Annotated in this window: 13 protein-coding genes; 4 read left to right on the top strand and 9 right to left on the bottom strand. The window is 47.6% G+C overall.

Features of this window, described 5'->3' with window-relative positions; all coding sequences use genetic code 11:
• The first annotated feature begins 33 nt into the window (after positions 1–33).
• Positions 34–735, top strand: a complete 702-nt coding sequence (gene hxpB, locus DU002_RS01145) for a hexitol phosphatase HxpB (protein ID WP_114336514.1) — start codon at positions 34–36, stop codon at positions 733–735.
• A 55-nt stretch (positions 736–790) separates the two neighbouring features.
• Complete coding sequence (locus tag DU002_RS01140) at positions 791–994, top strand: CPXCG motif-containing cysteine-rich protein (RefSeq protein ID WP_114336513.1); 204 nt, start codon at positions 791–793, stop codon at positions 992–994.
• Between the two features lie 51 nt (positions 995–1,045).
• Here the strand turns inward: DU002_RS01140 and DU002_RS01135 are convergent, their stop codons facing one another.
• Positions 1,046–1,663: a riboflavin synthase subunit alpha gene (locus DU002_RS01135; RefSeq protein WP_114336512.1), complete on the bottom strand. Its 618-nt coding sequence runs from the start codon at positions 1,661–1,663 to the stop codon at positions 1,046–1,048.
• Positions 1,664–1,693: 30 nt separating this feature from the next.
• Here DU002_RS01135 and DU002_RS01130 point away from each other — a divergent pair, with 30 nt between their 5' ends.
• Both DU002_RS01130 and DU002_RS01125 read left to right on the top strand, forming a co-directional pair.
• On the top strand, positions 1,694–3,061 hold the full coding sequence (locus DU002_RS01130; RefSeq protein ID WP_114336511.1) for an MATE family efflux transporter: 1,368 nt from the start codon (positions 1,694–1,696) through the stop codon (positions 3,059–3,061).
• Between the two features lie 44 nt (positions 3,062–3,105).
• A complete protein-coding gene (locus DU002_RS01125; RefSeq protein WP_158537924.1) occupies positions 3,106–4,074 on the top strand; it encodes a DUF3080 family protein in 969 nt (322 codons plus the stop codon).
• Here the strand turns inward: DU002_RS01125 and uvrB are convergent.
• The 8 genes from uvrB to DU002_RS01080 all read right to left on the bottom strand — a co-directional run bounded on the left by uvrB (position 4,058) and on the right by DU002_RS01080 (position 15,877).
• The gene (uvrB, locus tag DU002_RS01120) at positions 4,058–6,064 is read right to left on the bottom strand and encodes an excinuclease ABC subunit UvrB (protein ID WP_114336509.1); all 2,007 of its coding nucleotides are present in this window, start codon (positions 6,062–6,064) and stop codon (positions 4,058–4,060) included. The two genes, DU002_RS01125 and uvrB, sit on opposite strands and share 17 nt — an antisense overlap.
• Positions 6,064–7,395 (bottom strand): MATE family efflux transporter, encoded by a 1,332-nt coding sequence (locus DU002_RS01115; protein ID WP_114336508.1) that lies wholly within the window; start codon positions 7,393–7,395, stop codon positions 6,064–6,066. The genes uvrB and DU002_RS01115 overlap by 1 nt, the downstream gene beginning before the upstream one ends.
• A gap of 821 nt (positions 7,396–8,216) precedes the next feature.
• Complete coding sequence (locus DU002_RS01105; RefSeq protein ID WP_158537923.1) at positions 8,217–8,726, bottom strand: TlpA family protein disulfide reductase; 510 nt, start codon at positions 8,724–8,726, stop codon at positions 8,217–8,219.
• 155 nt (positions 8,727–8,881) lie between these two features.
• Positions 8,882–9,754 carry a succinate--CoA ligase subunit alpha gene (gene sucD / locus DU002_RS01100; RefSeq protein ID WP_114336505.1) on the bottom strand — a complete coding sequence of 291 codons (873 nt, stop codon included), beginning with the start codon at positions 9,752–9,754 and terminating at the stop codon, positions 8,882–8,884.
• Entirely contained in the window at positions 9,751–10,920 is a 1,170-nt protein-coding gene (sucC, locus tag DU002_RS01095) for an ADP-forming succinate--CoA ligase subunit beta (protein ID WP_114336504.1), read from the bottom strand. The genes sucD and sucC overlap by 4 nt, the downstream gene beginning before the upstream one ends.
• 95 nt (positions 10,921–11,015) lie before the next feature.
• The gene (gene odhB / locus DU002_RS01090; protein ID WP_114336503.1) at positions 11,016–12,212 is read right to left on the bottom strand and encodes a 2-oxoglutarate dehydrogenase complex dihydrolipoyllysine-residue succinyltransferase; all 1,197 of its coding nucleotides are present in this window, start codon (positions 12,210–12,212) and stop codon (positions 11,016–11,018) included.
• A 23-nt stretch (positions 12,213–12,235) separates the two neighbouring features.
• Positions 12,236–15,049, bottom strand: coding sequence for a 2-oxoglutarate dehydrogenase E1 component (sucA, locus tag DU002_RS01085; protein WP_114336502.1), 2,814 nt, complete (start codon positions 15,047–15,049; stop codon positions 12,236–12,238).
• A gap of 114 nt (positions 15,050–15,163) precedes the next feature.
• Positions 15,164–15,877 carry a succinate dehydrogenase iron-sulfur subunit gene (locus DU002_RS01080; RefSeq protein ID WP_114336501.1) on the bottom strand — a complete coding sequence of 238 codons (714 nt, stop codon included), beginning with the start codon at positions 15,875–15,877 and terminating at the stop codon, positions 15,164–15,166.
• Positions 15,878–15,881: the final 4 nt, after the last annotated feature.

Raw genomic sequence — 15,881 nt, 5'->3', positions numbered from 1 at the left:
CCAAACACAACCAGATATTAAAACGAGCGCCTTATGACGACCAATTCCGCCTCGCACCAACAGAGCGAAAACTATGATGCTGTCATTTTTGATATGGATGGCGTCATCGTTGATTCGGAGCCCTTATGGCGGGCTGCAGAAGCACAAGCATTTCAATCGTACGGCGTGCCCATAACCGAAGATATGGCCTATCAAACCACGGGGTTGCGGATCGACGAAGTGGTGTCTTATTGGCAGCAACGCTTCACTTTCGACACCCCTTCCCAGGTGTTACAGGATGCCATTATGGATCGGGTGATTACGCAGATAGAACAAACAGCCAAACCAATGGCAGGCGTATTGCCGCTGATGGATCGCTTATCTGCAAGCGGATATCCATTAGCTATCTGCAGCTCTTCACCAATGCGACTGATTGACGCAGTGGTGCAAAAATTTCAGATTAAAGATAAGTTCCAAGCGCTGATATCCGCGGAACATCTAGACCTAGGAAAACCGCACCCACAAGTGTATTTGAAGGGAGCTGAAGCATTAGAAGTCGTTGCCACCCGATGCATTGCAATAGAGGACTCCATCAACGGCGTCATCGCAGCCAAAGCGGCTCGAATGACAACCTTTGCCGTGCCTGAGCCAAGCCAAGCCTCACTGGTACAGTTCGCAATCGCAGATGCAAAATTCTCATCATTGGTTGAGCTGAATCAGGCAATCGAAGAGTGGCTTCCCCGACTTAAGGCATAAACAGTAAGAAAGAGCCATACTAAAACAGGAATGACTTGAGCACGGGAGCGGCATCATGGATCCGCTACTAAAGCAACAAATTGAATGCCCCCACTGTGGTCATCACTACACCGCAGAAATAGACAGTACTGGCGGTGATGAAGACTACTATGAAGACTGTCCAGCCTGCTGTTGCAGTATTCATATCACGGTTGGCCATTCCTCTGCCGACGGCACAACCACGGTCGCAGTCGATGGTGACGACGAGCAGTTGTTTTAACGCTTTTGTGCCAAATAGGTTCCAAAAGCCTCACTCGAGAATTATCGAGCGCTAAACGTTTTTGGTGTTCATCAGCATCCTTTCAACCGTATCAACGACAGCCTGCGTCTGAGCATCGATCTCCAAATTAACGCCGCTTGCAACAGGTTTACCACCTAAAGTGGTCAGCCGCAGCGTCTCCGGGATAATGTGCAACCAGAAACCTCTTTCCGTCAGCTTACCGACAGTAAGACTAATTCCGTCTACAGCTATATAGCCTTTTTCCAGCACATACTTGTGCCATTCAGGGGCGATACTAACTTCGATATCATATTGGTTTTCACACTCGCTCACTTGTTCAACAACGCCTTGGGTTTGGATATGCCCAGATAAAAGATGACCACCTATCTCGTCACCCCATTTTGCTGCTCGCTCAAAATTCACAAACGAACCAAGGGTTAGCTGAGCCAAATTAGAACGTTGCAGAGTTTCGTTGATCAGATCAAAGCTCACGGACTCACTATCAAAGCTAACCACAGTCAAGCAAACACCATTAATCGCGATGCTTGCACCAGTCGTAAGACGCTGTAAATAAGAGGTGTCCGGCGGCATAACCGTCAAACGGCTAATATTAGCTTTATGTTCAAAACTACTGACCCTTGCACTACACTGCACGATTCCTGTAAACATGCGCCTCCAAGAAGTTTTATTAGGTTAAGAATGAAAGTAATCAGCGCTAAGTTTACGCGCGAAATAAGGCAGATCCTACGCCTATGTCTGCCGATATTTGCCGCCAACCTCGCCACTACGGTCATGTCATTTATAGACACGACGATGGCAGGTACAGTGTCTCCGACAGATCTCGCAGCTGTTGCCGTCGCAACAAGCATCTGGCTACCGGTGCTATTGCTGGTTCAAGGCTTAATTATGGCGCTGTCACCTATCACTGCACACTACTATGGTGCACAAGCGCAGCACAAAATAGCCAATGCTGTTTGGCAAACAGGCTACCTTGGGCTGGCCATGGTTGCCATACTTCTGCTCTGCTCACCCGTAGTGCCAATCATTATTGAAAGCATGGTTGATGATCCCCATTTGGCTGAGCTTACTCTTGGCTACCTCAAAGGAATTGTCTGGTCGGCACCCGCATTTGTTGTATTCCAAGTACTACGAAACATGTCTGAGGGGATGGACTTTACGCGCCCCATCATGCTGATTGGGTTACTAGGACTGATCCTTAACGTGCCAGCTAACTATGTCTTTATCTACGGTAAGTTTGGTCTGCCAGCGCTTGGGGGCGCAGGCTGTGGTTGGGCAACGGCCATTGTTAACTGGTGCATGATGCTAGGGATGATGCTGTATGTTCGCAGGCATCCGCATTACAAGAAAGTGTCATTAGTCGAAGTCATACCGGCATTGCACTGGCACCAGATCCGCAGCCTTTTAAGGCTCGGCATTCCAATCTCATTGAGTCTGTTTTTTGAAGTCTCATTGTTTGCTGTGGTTGCTCTGCTGGTTGCCCCATTAGGAGCAGCTCATGTAGCCGGACATCAAGTAGCGATCAACTTTAGTTCGATGATATTTATGATCCCGCTGTCAATTGGCATGGCTGTCACGATACGTGTTGGTATAAATCTAGGCGCAAAACGATCCGAAGATGCGCTTTATTCCGTAAAAAGTGGCATCGCCTTTGGCCTACTAATAGCTTTAGTCACTGCCGTTGCGACTGTAGTCCTAAGAAACCTGATCGCAGATGTCTACACTGACGACAATCATGTCATTGACTTGGCAGCGTCCCTGTTGTTACTTGCCGCGATCTATCAATTACCGGATACAGTTCAAGCAATAGGCGCAGGTGCTCTGCGCGGTTATAAGGACAGTAAGGCGATATTTATCATCACACTCGCCGCCTATTGGGGCATCGGTTTACCGATCGGCTACATCTTGGGTATGACAGACATAATGGTACCTGCGATGGGGGCGAAAGGATTCTGGATCGGCTTTATTGCAGGCCTTAGCTCCGCGGCGATTTTGTTTGGCCTACGTCTGAATCAATATCGAGTTAAAAGCCATTGGCAAAAGCGATAGCAACAACCAAACTCATCTACCTTTTGTGCTGCAGCTTTTTGTTGTTGAGCTGCAGCAAAATTTCGCCCGCCGACGAGGCTCTTTATCAAAACCATATTCGCCTCAACCGGTTACTAGGAGATGAGCACCTAGAGCTAACCCCTCCCTTAATCTCCGCCGTTTCTCCCCTTCCATCCGCTGCGGACAAGACGCCCCCGTTAAAAGAGATCCGCTACAGCATGACAGAGATCTGGCAGTACAGAGAATGTGGCTTAACACTACGCATGGGAGAGCGAAATAGCATTTTAGGGAAAGTAATGACGGCGTCTCAACAACTGATTTATGAGACACAACTGCTCTCAACCTTGGAGCTATGCCTTAAACAGCAGCAAAGCAATGAGCAAATAAAATGGTTAAAAACGCTGAGAGAAACCAAACAGCAACAGCTCGCCAGTGTATGGCAAAAGGTACTGTGGAGTGATCCAATAATTCGCGGCCTATTTAAACCGCCAAGCCAGCGTCACTTGCCCCGCCGCGGCCGTTCCACTGCTATCGAAGGTCTCTCCCGGCTAAACGAACAGATGCATCAAACAATAACGTTTGCCCAGCAACTAGATCAATCTTTTGAACAAATACTGTACCAGCTCCAAGGCAATCACTATCTGGGGCAGCTAGCTATAGACAGCGAGAACACCCTTGCTTGGCTCGCCATCACCAATGCGTTATTACGAGTTAAGCTACCCGAAGTCACTTGTATAGACAACAAACCAAGCCCCGCTGCGAAAAGGCTTAAGGGGTATTTGCGTGGTTACTATGCAACCACCGTACAACCAGTAGTCTCGCAATTATTACGAGAACTGCAGGAGGTGAAGCCGTTGCTACGTCCACTGTATGGTGACACTGAGGTGAGCAACACTATAGGTTTATTGACCAGTGATGACGGTTACTATCAACGTATCAAAACAGCCGCTAAACACCAGCAGCAAACTTGGCAAAAGTTATTTCATCGCTGCGGGCTCAGCTTACAACCATAGAGTGTTGCAACTGTTTCACTTGATCACGTATACGCCCGGCCTCTTCAAATTCCAAATTTTTTGCATGTTCATACATCTTTGCTTCTAGTTCGGCGATCTGCTTCGCCAACTGAGCAGGATCTGCAGGTACATAACTCGCCTTTCGCTCGGCAATAGCCAACGCTTTATTCTGTTTTTTACCTGACTTCTGACCTAAATCCATGACGTCAGCAATTTTCTTATTAAGCCCAGTTGGGACAATGCCATTCTCAAGGTTATGTGCTTCCTGCTTAGCTCGACGGCGAGTCGTTTCATCAATCGCACGCTGCATAGAGCCGGTGATTTTGTCACCATATAAGATAGCTTTACCCCGAACATTACGTGCTGCACGCCCCATGGTTTGAATCAATGAGCGGTCGGAGCGCAAAAAGCCCTCTTTGTCGGCATCCAGAATGGCAACCAGAGACACTTCTGGCATATCCAAACCTTCTCGTAATAGGTTGATACCTACCAACACATCAAATTCACCCAAACGCAGATCCCGAATAATCTCTACCCGCTCAACGGTATCAATATCAGAATGCAGATAGCGCACGCGTATACCATGTTCGTCCAAATACTCCGACAGATCCTCCGCCATACGCTTGGTAAGTGTCGTTACCAATACACGCTCATTGAGCGCCACACGTTGATTTATTTCTGACATCAAATCGTCCACTTGTGTAGCCACTGGACGAACTTCGATTTCCGGATCCAACAAGCCCGTAGGACGAACAACTTGCTCAATCACATCACCGCCTGAACGCTCTAACTCATATTTTCCCGGCGTCGCCGAGACATAGATAGTTTGCGGTGCGATCGCCTCAAACTCTTCAAAGCGTAGCGGCCGGTTGTCCAAGGCCGAAGGGAGACGAAAGCCAAACTCGACCAAGGTTTCTTTGCGGGAGCGGTCGCCCTTGTACATGGCTCCGATCTGCGGCACGGTCACATGGGATTCATCTAAAATAACCAGCCCATCTGCCGGTAGATAATCAATCAGCGTTGGTGGTGGCTCGCCCGGTGTGCGACCAGACAAATAACGTGAGTAATTCTCAATGCCGGAGCAATAGCCTAATTCGTTCATCATCTCGATATCGAACATAGTACGCTGCGAAATGCGCTGCTCTTCAACCAGTTTATTGATGGATAGCAACTGCTCTCGTCGCTCTTTCAGTTCTAGCTTTATCGATTCAGCGGCTTCCAGTATCCGTTCCCGCGGCGTCACGTAATGAGACTTAGGGTAGATGGTATAACGCTGTAACACTCGCTCCTGCGCGCCAGTCAAAGGATCAAATTCGACTAAGCGCTCAATCTCTTCGTCAAACAATTCGACTCTGATTGCATTTCTATCTGACTCGGCTGGAAAAATATCAATCACATCTCCCCTCACCCGGTAATTAGCACGCTGGAACTCAACGTCATTGCGAGTGTATTGCAGCTCCGCCAAACGGCGCAGGATCGCACGTTGATCAATCATGTCGCCAACCCGAAGGTGCAATAGCATTTTTAAGTAAGCGTCCGGATCCCCAAGGCCATAAATGGCGGACACAGAGGCCACCAAAATAACATCTCGACGCTCCATCAGTGCTTTAGTTGCAGATAGACGCATCTGCTCAATATGAGCATTAACGGCCGCATCTTTTTCGATGAAGGTATCCGTGGTCGGCACGTAGGCTTCGGGCTGATAGTAATCGTAATAAGAGACAAAATACTCAACAGCGTTGTTAGGGAAAAACTCTTTCATTTCTCCATAAAGCTGCGCCGCCAATGTCTTATTGTGAGCCATGATTAAAGTTGGCCGGTTTAGCTCAGCGATCACATTCGCCATGGTAAAGGTTTTACCTGAACCCGTTACTCCCAATAAGGTCTGGTGCGCTAATCCCGCTTCCAGACCATCAATCAACTTTTCGATTGCCTGCGGCTGATCACCGGCCGGTGCAAATTGGGAATGGAGCTTAAAAGGCTTACTCATTATGCCTCCTGCAGATGTAAATTAAGCTGTTTGCGAAACCAACAGAAAGCAATCACCCCGGTCAGTATGGTACCGACCAAACCACCGAGAAACAGGCCTTGGATACCAAACCACTGCCCCCCCAAATAAGCCAAAGGCACAAAGAAGAGGAAGAAGCGCGCAAAACTAAGTAACAGTGCTCGGTGAGGTTGATGGAGCGCATTAAAGCTGGAGTTTGTCAAAATCGTCACGCCTTGAAAACCATACCCAAATGGAAGGATTAAGATAAACAACATAATGATATCGGCAACAGATTCATCCTGACTAAACGCACTAGCGATGAAGCCACCTGTAGCCAACAAAAGTAGGTAAACAACCCCTTGCCAAATCATTACAAACTTAATCGCCAACAAGTAAGCTTCTCGGACTCGGAGCCAGTTACCTGCACCATGATTTTGGCTCACTAGCGGCGGCAATGACATAGACAAGGCCAACACCACTAGGCTGGCAATTGACTCTAGACGAGTACCAACGCCGTACGCAGCCACCGCAGCAGCACCGTAACTTGCAACCATAGCTGTCATGACGGCCATAGCCAACGGCGTGAGCATATTTGCACCTGCCGCAGGCAAAGCAATATTCAAAATGCGTTGCCAAGCTTGGAGGAGCCCGGCAGACGGAAACCAATTAATTAAACCATGACGATTTGCTAGTACGGTGATGATAATGACAGAGCCGATAAAAAATGAAATGACACTGGCTAACGCCGCCCCGCTGATCCCCATCTCTGGAAATGGCCCAATACCAAATATCAACAGTGGATCTAATACCGCATTGATCGCACCACCAAGCGCCATGTAAAGGCTCGGTAGCTTAGTTTCCCCGTTAGCTCTAAATACAGCATTACCGACCATAGGCAAGGCCAAGAACACACTACCTAAAAGCCATAAGTTCATATACTCCATGACTAAGCGTATCTGCGCGTCAGAAGCGCCTAGAAGTGAAAAGATCTCATCAGCAAGCAAAAAGGTCACTAAAGATAAGCTTGCAACCAACAAGGCGGTTAAATAGATCGCGGCCGTACCATGGGCTTTGGCCTCTTCTGATTTTCCCTGACCAGCAAATCGCCCGAGCACTGCTGAAGTACCAATTCCTAAGCCAATCACCATACTGATAATTGAAAAGGTCACAGGGAAGGTAAAGCTAATTGCCGCTAATGGCTCAGTCCCCAACAAGCTAATGAAAAAAGTGTCCACCAAATTAAAACTCATCAGCATCACCATCCCCAGGCAAATGGGTAAAGTCATACGTTTTAAGGTTGGTGCTATAGGGGATGAGAGCAGATTTTGCATTCAGAAGGCCAAACAAATCAGGGGTTATGAATATACATGGTTTAACTGCTCGGATCACCCATCTCATCTGCTACAGAACAAAATCAAAAGGTCACAAATCATGACAAAAAGATGAATAAATTTAAGGTTCGCAAATCATTAACGGACAAACACCTAAAAAGATCACTATTTACCAGAGTATATGAATCTTTAAAGAATATTGGGCTGAGCGCAGGCGATGAGCAAACTAAACTTGATCTAGCGCCTTATTTTCTCATTTTCACTACAATCTTTTGCCTAAAAAGCCTTGACATGAGAAAGCTCACACAATCTAGACTATGGAACGAAAAATTCAAAAAAATCTCTTGTTTTTTTATTGTTTTAAGAAAGTAATGCACAGCGACAATGTAACAACAAGAAGCTGTACAATTTTTAACCGCTGCGTTTATCTAACGAACAAATGATTATAAAAACAACTTAAAATCAATGCGTTAAAACCATCAAGCAATAGTAACGAATCGGCAATTCGAAACGTAACAATGCGGCCTCTAGGCATGTGTAACATAGCTATCAACACACTTATCCACAGTTTTGGTGGATAACTGACTTCAGCCCAGAAACGACGCGGCCTGCAGCCAAATTGCCCTAATTTTGTGCAAATGTAGCCAACCTCTCTGAGGCACCGACAGGACGCGGGTTTGCGCAAAAAAGTCTTTAAAAATAGCTGTAAAATGTGACAATTCGATGAAGCATCGACAAACACTTCCCTAAGCAACTTTAAAAGAAGTTTACAGCGCGTTTTCTAGCGCAATATGATTAGGGAATGTAAAAAAATCCGCCACTTATTGTTTTGCCAACCAAGTTCTGGCCAACAAACCGGCCGAAGTTGTTACCCCCATATCCTTTGAGACAACAATGCCTGCAGAATCTATCGTGTAATAGGTAGGGAAAGCTGTGATTTTATATGCATTGGCCATCGCCCTGTCACCTAAAACCACAGGTATAGTTAAATCATGTTGAGCAATGAACTCATCGACTTCAGTCGTTGACTGATAGTCCAAAGCTACCGCAATGACATTCAGATTTGGATTACTCAGCTTAAGATCGTCTACCGCATCAATACTGAAGTGGCATACGCCACACCAAGGGGCAAAAAAATAGAGCAACGTTGGGCGCCCTCGTAACGAATCACTAGAAACGACCTCCTGCTCCAGCGTAACAAGCTCAAAGGCGGGAAGCGTTTCTCCCACGTCGAGCAGCTTCTGCGTATAAAGCCACTGAACAACCCACCATACCAAGACAAAGAACACGAGTTGAAACACCCATGCGCGACAGCGCTCCCAAATAGCCAATGTGCTCTCCAGACAAAATATCTAATAGTTGAAATAGAGACCGCTAAAAGAGTGATCCTATTTCGCTCACTTTTATCGCCTGCGCAGCCGTGGCAAAAACAGAAACGAAAAAGGCCACCCTTAAGGTGGCCTCTCAGAGGTTAGCGCACCGGAAATTACCAGCCAGCAATCTCTCTTAGTGCCGCACCGATATCAGCAAGGCTACGTACTGTTTTAACGCCAGCGTCTTCAAGGGCAGCAAATTTCTCGTCTGCTGTTCCTTTCCCGCCTGCAATGATGGCACCAGCATGGCCCATACGTTTGCCTGCGGGCGCTGTAACACCAGCAATATAGGAAACGACTGGCTTAGTCACGTTAGCCTTAATAAAGGCCGCTGCTTCTTCTTCTGCTGTACCACCAATCTCACCAATCATCACGATAGCTTCAGTTTGAGGATCTTTCTCAAACATAGCCAAAACATCAATGAAGTTTGTGCCAGGGATAGGGTCACCACCGATACCTACACAAGTTGACTGACCAAAGCCTTCATCGGTTGTTTGTTTAACCGCTTCATAGGTCAACGTTCCTGAGCGGGAAACAATACCCACCTTACCCGGCTTATGAATATGACCAGGCATGATGCCGATCTTAGATTCACCCGGTGTAATGACGCCTGGGCAGTTAGGTCCAATCATGCGTACGCCAGATTGGTCAAGCTTGATCTTCACTTCCAGCATATCCAATGTTGGTATACCTTCAGTAATAGTGACAATCAGCTTAATACCAGCGTCAATTGCTTCAAGGATCGCATCTTTACAAAAAGGAGCTGGTACATAAATAACTGACGCTGTTGCGCCAGTCGCTGCCACAGCCTCGCTGACGGTATTAAATACAGGAAGGCCTAAATGCGTCTGTCCGCCTTTACCTGGGCTTACGCCACCGACCATCTGCGTACCATACTCGATGGCCTGCTCCGAGTGGAAAGTACCCTGACCACCGGTAAAACCTTGGCAGATAACCTTAGTATCTTTATTAATCAAAACACTCATTGGTTAGCCTCCGCTGCTTTAACCACTTGCTGAGCTGCGTCAGTCAGGCTAGTTGCTGCAATAATGTTTAATCCAGAATCAGCCAATTTCTTAGCACCTAACTCTGCATTGTTGCCTTCTAAACGAACCACTACTGGCACTTCGACACCCACTTCTTCTACTGCACCAATGATGCCATCCGCAATCAAGTCACAGCGAACGATGCCACCAAAAATATTCACCAAGACAGCTTTTACATTGTCGTCAGACAGAATAATTTTGAATGCTTCAACCACGCGATCTTTCGTTGCACCACCACCAACATCGAGGAAGTTAGCTGGCTCACCACCATGCAGGTTTACAATGTCCATCGTCGCCATTGCCAAGCCCGCACCATTGACCATACAACCAATGCTGCCATCAAGCGCTACGTAGTTCAGTTCCCATTGGGCTGCATGCGCTTCACGAGCATCTTCCTGCGACGGATCATGCATCTCTTGCAGTTTAGGCTGGCGATACATAGCGTTGCTATCGATATTGATCTTGCCATCTAAGCAATGCAGATCACCCTGTTTAGTGATAACCAGCGGGTTGATCTCCAACAGGGCAAAATCATAATCGGTGAACATTTTACCCAGACCCATAAAGATCTTGGTGAACTGGCGTATCTGTTGTCCCACAAGGCCCAATTTAAAAGCCAAATCACGCGCTTGATAAGCTTGCGGGCCAACCAAAGGATCAATCATTGCTTTATGAATGAGTTCAGGTGTTTCTTCCGCTACCTTTTCAATTTCTACGCCACCTTCAGTTGATGCCATAAAAACAACACGCTGCGTGGCTCGGTCAACGACGGCACCCAGGTAGAGCTCTTGGTCGATATCAGAGCATGATTCAACCAAAATCTTAGTAACAGGCTGACCTTTTTCGTCAGTTTGATAAGTGACCAAATTCTTACCTAACCACTCTTGGGCAAAGGCCTTAATTTCGTCTTTCTTCTTCGCCAGTTTTACACCGCCCGCTTTTCCGCGACCGCCGGCGTGTACCTGACATTTTACTACCCACATGTCACCGCCGATTCGATCAGCAGCTTCAACGGCTGCTTGCGGTGTATCTACCGCGAAACCTTCGGAGACAGGCAGTCCATATTCGGCAAACAGTTGTTTTGCCTGATACTCATGCAAGTTCATTGGACATTATCCAGTTTGAATGATGGGAACATAGCCTGGGCATTTATATGCCCTCAGCTCTTTATTGACCCCGCTAAAGCGGGGCAAACTTAAATTTAGAGATCCAACAGAAGACGTGTTGGGTCTTCTAATAGTTCTTTAATCGTCACCAAGAAGCCAACCGACTCCTTGCCATCGATAATTCGATGATCGTACGACAGCGCCAGATACATCATAGGTAAAATCTCTACCTTGCCATCAACGGCCATAGGGCGTGGCTGGATCTTATGCATCCCCAGGATCGCACTTTGCGGCGGGTTGATGATTGGCGTCGACATTAGCGAGCCGAACACACCACCGTTAGTGATGGTAAAGTTGCCACCCATAATCTCATCAACAGTCAACTTACCATCACGCCCTTTAAGCGCCAGCTGCTTAATGGCGTCCTCAGTTTGTGCTAACGACAGCGTATCAGCATCTTTTAGTACTGGCGTCACCAAACCGCGGGGCGTTGATACTGCAATACTGATATCGAAATAGTTGTGATAAACCAGATCATCACCATCAAGGGATGCATTTACTTCTGGATAACGCTTCAATGCTTCGGTCACAGCCTTCACATAGAAAGACATAAAGCCCAAGCGAATACCGTGCTTCTTTTCAAACTGCTCTTGATACTGCTTACGGATATCCATGATTGGCTTCATGTTAACTTCATTGAAGGTTGTCAACATGGCTGTAGACTGCTTTGCTTCAAGCAGACGTTCGGCAATACGCTTACGCAAACGAGTCATCGGTACGCGTTTTTCGCTGCGCCCAGGTGCAACTGCAGCTACGGCAGCACCTGCTGGGGCCGGCGCTTTTGCAGCATAGGCGTCGACATCTTCTTTAGTGATGCGACCGCCCTTACCTGTGCCCTTAATTTCCGCGATGGCATGCGCTTCAGTGATACCTTTCTCACCCAAGATACGGCGAACCGAAGGGCTCAAGACATCATTTGAAGCAGCTTCAGCGGCCTCACTGGCTGCCGGTGCCTGTGCTGCTTGAGCTGGAGCCACTTCCTGTCCTGCGACTGCACCCGCCTTGAACTTAGCAATCACTTGCTCCGCCAACACAGTGTCACCTTCGGGATGGATGATCTCTACCAAGGTACCGTCTTCAGGCGCTACTACTTCGAGAACAACTTTATCAGTCTCGATATCAACGATATTTTCGTCACGAGCAATTGCCTCTCCAGGTTGTTTATGCCAGGTCGCAACTGTGGCATCAGCAACTGATTCAGGGAGTACCGGGACTTTAATCTCGATTGTCATTTTTATTCGTTCCTTCCTAGCAATTAGCTATCAATCATCAGTGCGTCGTTCACTAACGCCTGTTGTTGAGCAATATGTACAGAGGCGTAACCCACCGCCGGTGCTGCCGATGCTTCGCGCCCGGCGTATACCAAAGAGGCTCCTTTCGGAATAGCAGTCCAGAAATGGTGCTGACTACAATACCAAGCACCTTGGTTCTGAGGTTCCTCCTGACACCAAACGAAGTCTTTAACATGCTGATAGTCTTTAAAAATTTCAGCCAGACATTCATGAGGGAAAGGATAGAGCTGCTCGATTCGGATGATGGCAATATTATTAATCTCGGACTTACGTCGTTGTTCAGCCAGATCGTAATACACCTTGCCAGAGCACAATACGACACGCTCTACGTTTTTCGGATCGATATCCTCAACTTCACGTATCGCATTGTGGAAACGCCCGTTTGACAGCTCATCTAAAGAAGAGCTAGCTGCAGGCAAACGCAGCAGCGACTTAGGTGACATGACGATTAGTGGCCGGCGCATCTTACGAAGCACCTGACGCCGAAGCATATGAAATACCTGCGCAGGAGTCGACGGTACACACACCTGCATATTATGGTCAGCACACAGCTGTAGAAAACGCTCCAACCTTGCAGATGAGTGCTCTGGCCCCTGTCCTTCATAACCATGAGGCAACAGCAGCGTTAGACCACATAGACGTCCCCATTTTTGCTCACCGGAACTTAAGAACTGGTCTATAACGACCTGTGCGCCGTTGGCAAAATCGCCAAATTGCGCTTCCCATATCGTTAAGCCACGAGGCTCAGCAGTGGTATAACCATACTCAAATGCCAGTACCGCTTCTTCCGACAATACCGAATCGAATACTTCGAACTTACCCTGCTTCTCATGTAGGTGTTTCAACGGAATGAGCGCCGTTGCATCTTGCTGACTGTGTAATACTGCGTGCCGATGAAAGAAGGTTCCACGGCCGCTATCTTGCCCGGTTAAACGAATATCATAACCTTCATCCAGCAGCGTGGCGTAAGCTAAGGTTTCTGCAGCGCCCCAATCAAGCGCACGTTCACCATTAATCATGGCTAAACGATCATTATAGATTTTGGCAACGCGGGATTGCAGTTTATGACCTTCGGGGTAACTGCACATCAGCGCGCCCAAATGCTGTAATCGTTCTACTGAAGCAGTAGAGTCATAATTCGCATCCCAATCATGGCCAAGATATGGCGTCCAATCGACAGAGTGTGACTCCATCGGCCGCCACTCTTTAACCATGCACTCGCCCTGGTCCAGCGACTCACGATAATCATTGTTGATTTGTGAGACTTCGCTCTGCTCCAAAGTACCCTCAGCCATCAAACGGTCAGCGTAGTGCTTACGCGGCGTCGGATGTTTGCGGATCTTTTGGTACATTAACGGCTGAGTAGCATTAGGTTCATCCGCTTCATTATGGCCATGACGGCGATAACAGATGAGGTCGATTAACACATCACGTTTGAAGGTATTACGAAAATCCAGCGCCAGTTTGGTCACTTCGACCACCGCTTCAACGTCATCAGCATTAACGTGGAAAATAGGCGCCTGCACCATCTTAGCGATATCGGTACAATATTGTGTTGAACGGGTATCTTCTTGATTAGACGTAGTAAAACCAACCTGATTGTTGATCACGATACGCACGGTACCGCCAACCTTAAACGCCCGCGCTTGGGACATATTAAAGGTTTCTTGCACGACACCCTGCCCGGCTATCGCCGAATCGCCATGCAAAGTAATAGGCAGCACAGTATTAGTATCAGGGTTACCACGGCGGTCTAAACGTGCCCGAACCGAGCCCAATACCACAGGATTTACAATTTCCAGGTGCGACGGGTTAAAAGCTAAGGCTAAATGAACCTTACCCCCTTCCGTTTCGAAGTCGGATGAGAACCCCTGATGATATTTGACGTCACCAGACCCCCAACCACCTGAATGCTTCCCGGCAAACTCATCAAATAATTCACCCGTTTTCTTGCCTAACACGTTTACTAAAACGTTAAGTCGGCCACGGTGCGCCATACCGACAACCACTTCCTTCGCACCGTTTTCACCGGCATGATGGATCAACGCTTTAAGCATCGGAATAAGTGCATCACCACCTTCCAATGAGAAACGTTTAGCGCCAGGAAACTTAGCACCTAGGTACTTTTCTAATCCCTCGGCAGCGGTCAAACCAGCAAGAAACTCAAGCTTATCTTCTTTTGAAAAATGAACCGCTGCATGCTTCGGCTCTAAACGGCTCTGGATCCAGCGCTTCTCTTCTGTCGAAGTGATATGCATATATTCTGCACCGATAGAACCACAATAGGTCTGCTTCAGTGCATCAATAAGCTCTCCAAGGGGCATGGTTTCCCTACCACCTTGGTATGAACCAACATTAAACTCGCGCTCAAAATCGTCACCTTCAAGATTATGAAAGCTCGGATCAAGGTCAAGGACTCGTTCCTGGCGCCATAACCCTAAGGGATCTAGGTTTGCGTGTTGATGACCGCGAAAACGGAACGCGTTGATGAGCTGCAGGACTTTCACCTGCTTTGCATCTAGCTCCGGATCTGAGACTTGCCCGCCGCCGCGGTTGCCCTCTTTAGCTAACGTCCGAAAATACTCGCGTATTTTAATGTGTGACTGTTCTGTCGATTCAGGCTTAACTATCGGCAACTTATCGAAAATACGTCGCCACTCTATATCAACAGAATCAGGATCTTCTAAGTAGGCTTCATACAGCGGCTCTATATAGGCTGCATTGGCTCCAGCAAAGTGGCTGGACTCCCACCACGCCTGCATTGCGACTTCTTCCATCTCTTGTTTTCTCACCCCTGGCCGGTGGTGTAACTCTCAAAAAAATAGCCATTCGTAACCGAATAGCTATTTAGTCGTACGTAAACCAAGCACAAATGCCTGACGTCTTAACTACTAAACAGCCCGCTGTAAAAGCATCGACTTAATATGGCCGATAGCTTTCGTTGGGTTTAATCCCTTAGGACAGACACTGACACAATTCATAATGCCATGGCAACGAAATACACTAAATGCATCGTCTAATTCTGACAGACGTTCATCTGTGGCAGTGTCACGGCTATCAGCAAGGAAGCGATACGCCTGTAACAAACCCGCTGGACCGACAAATTTATCAGGATTCCACCAGAACGATGGGCACGACGTTGAGCAACATGCACAGAGAATACATTCATATAAGCCATCAAGCTTGGCACGCTCTTCCGGGCTCTGCAGGTGTTCACGTGCTGGCGGCTGTTTACCATCGTTAATCAGGTACGGTTTGATACGTTCATAGTTTTCATAGAACTGAGCCATATCAACCACCAGATCACGAACAACAGGCAATCCTGGTAGCGGCCGAAGAATCACTTTGCCGCCAACCAACAGATCTGACAGCGGGGTAATACAAGCTAAGCCGTTCTTACCATTCATATTGACACCGTCGGAACCGCAAACGCCTTCACGACAGCTCCGTCTAAATGCCAATGTCGGATCTTGCTCCTTCAGCAAGATCAAAGCGTCCAACACCATCATGTCTGAGCCTTCAGGCACTTCAAGTGTGTAATCCTTCATGCTTGGCGCGTTATCTACGTCCGGGTTGTAACGGTATAGCGAAAATACGACTTTCATTACT

The organism is Corallincola holothuriorum (assembly GCF_003336225.1).
Classification (GTDB): domain Bacteria; phylum Pseudomonadota; class Gammaproteobacteria; order Enterobacterales; family Neiellaceae; genus Corallincola; species Corallincola holothuriorum.
This window is presented reverse-complemented; position numbering and strand designations above follow the sequence as displayed.

What these genes read in the sequence shown, in the direction of transcription:
- hxpB (WP_114336514.1), top strand. Translation starts at nt 34, where the DNA reads ATGACGACCAATTCCGCCTCGCACCAACAGAGCGAAAACTATGATGCT.
- DU002_RS01140 (WP_114336513.1), top strand. Translation starts at nt 791, where the DNA reads ATGGATCCGCTACTAAAGCAACAAATTGAATGCCCCCACTGTGGTCAT.
- DU002_RS01135 (WP_114336512.1), bottom strand. Translation starts at nt 1,663, where the DNA reads ATGTTTACAGGAATCGTGCAGTGTAGTGCAAGGGTCAGTAGTTTTGAA.
- DU002_RS01130 (WP_114336511.1), top strand. Translation starts at nt 1,694, where the DNA reads ATGAAAGTAATCAGCGCTAAGTTTACGCGCGAAATAAGGCAGATCCTA.
- uvrB (WP_114336509.1), bottom strand. Translation starts at nt 6,064, where the DNA reads ATGAGTAAGCCTTTTAAGCTCCATTCCCAATTTGCACCGGCCGGTGAT.
- DU002_RS01115 (WP_114336508.1), bottom strand. Translation starts at nt 7,395, where the DNA reads ATGCAAAATCTGCTCTCATCCCCTATAGCACCAACCTTAAAACGTATG.
- sucD (WP_114336505.1), bottom strand. Translation starts at nt 9,754, where the DNA reads ATGAGTGTTTTGATTAATAAAGATACTAAGGTTATCTGCCAAGGTTTT.
- sucC (WP_114336504.1), bottom strand. Translation starts at nt 10,920, where the DNA reads ATGAACTTGCATGAGTATCAGGCAAAACAACTGTTTGCCGAATATGGA.
- odhB (WP_114336503.1), bottom strand. Translation starts at nt 12,212, where the DNA reads ATGACAATCGAGATTAAAGTCCCGGTACTCCCTGAATCAGTTGCTGAT.
- sucA (WP_114336502.1), bottom strand. Translation starts at nt 15,049, where the DNA reads ATGGAAGAAGTCGCAATGCAGGCGTGGTGGGAGTCCAGCCACTTTGCT.
- DU002_RS01080 (WP_114336501.1), bottom strand. Translation starts at nt 15,877, where the DNA reads ATGAAAGTCGTATTTTCGCTATACCGTTACAACCCGGACGTAGATAAC.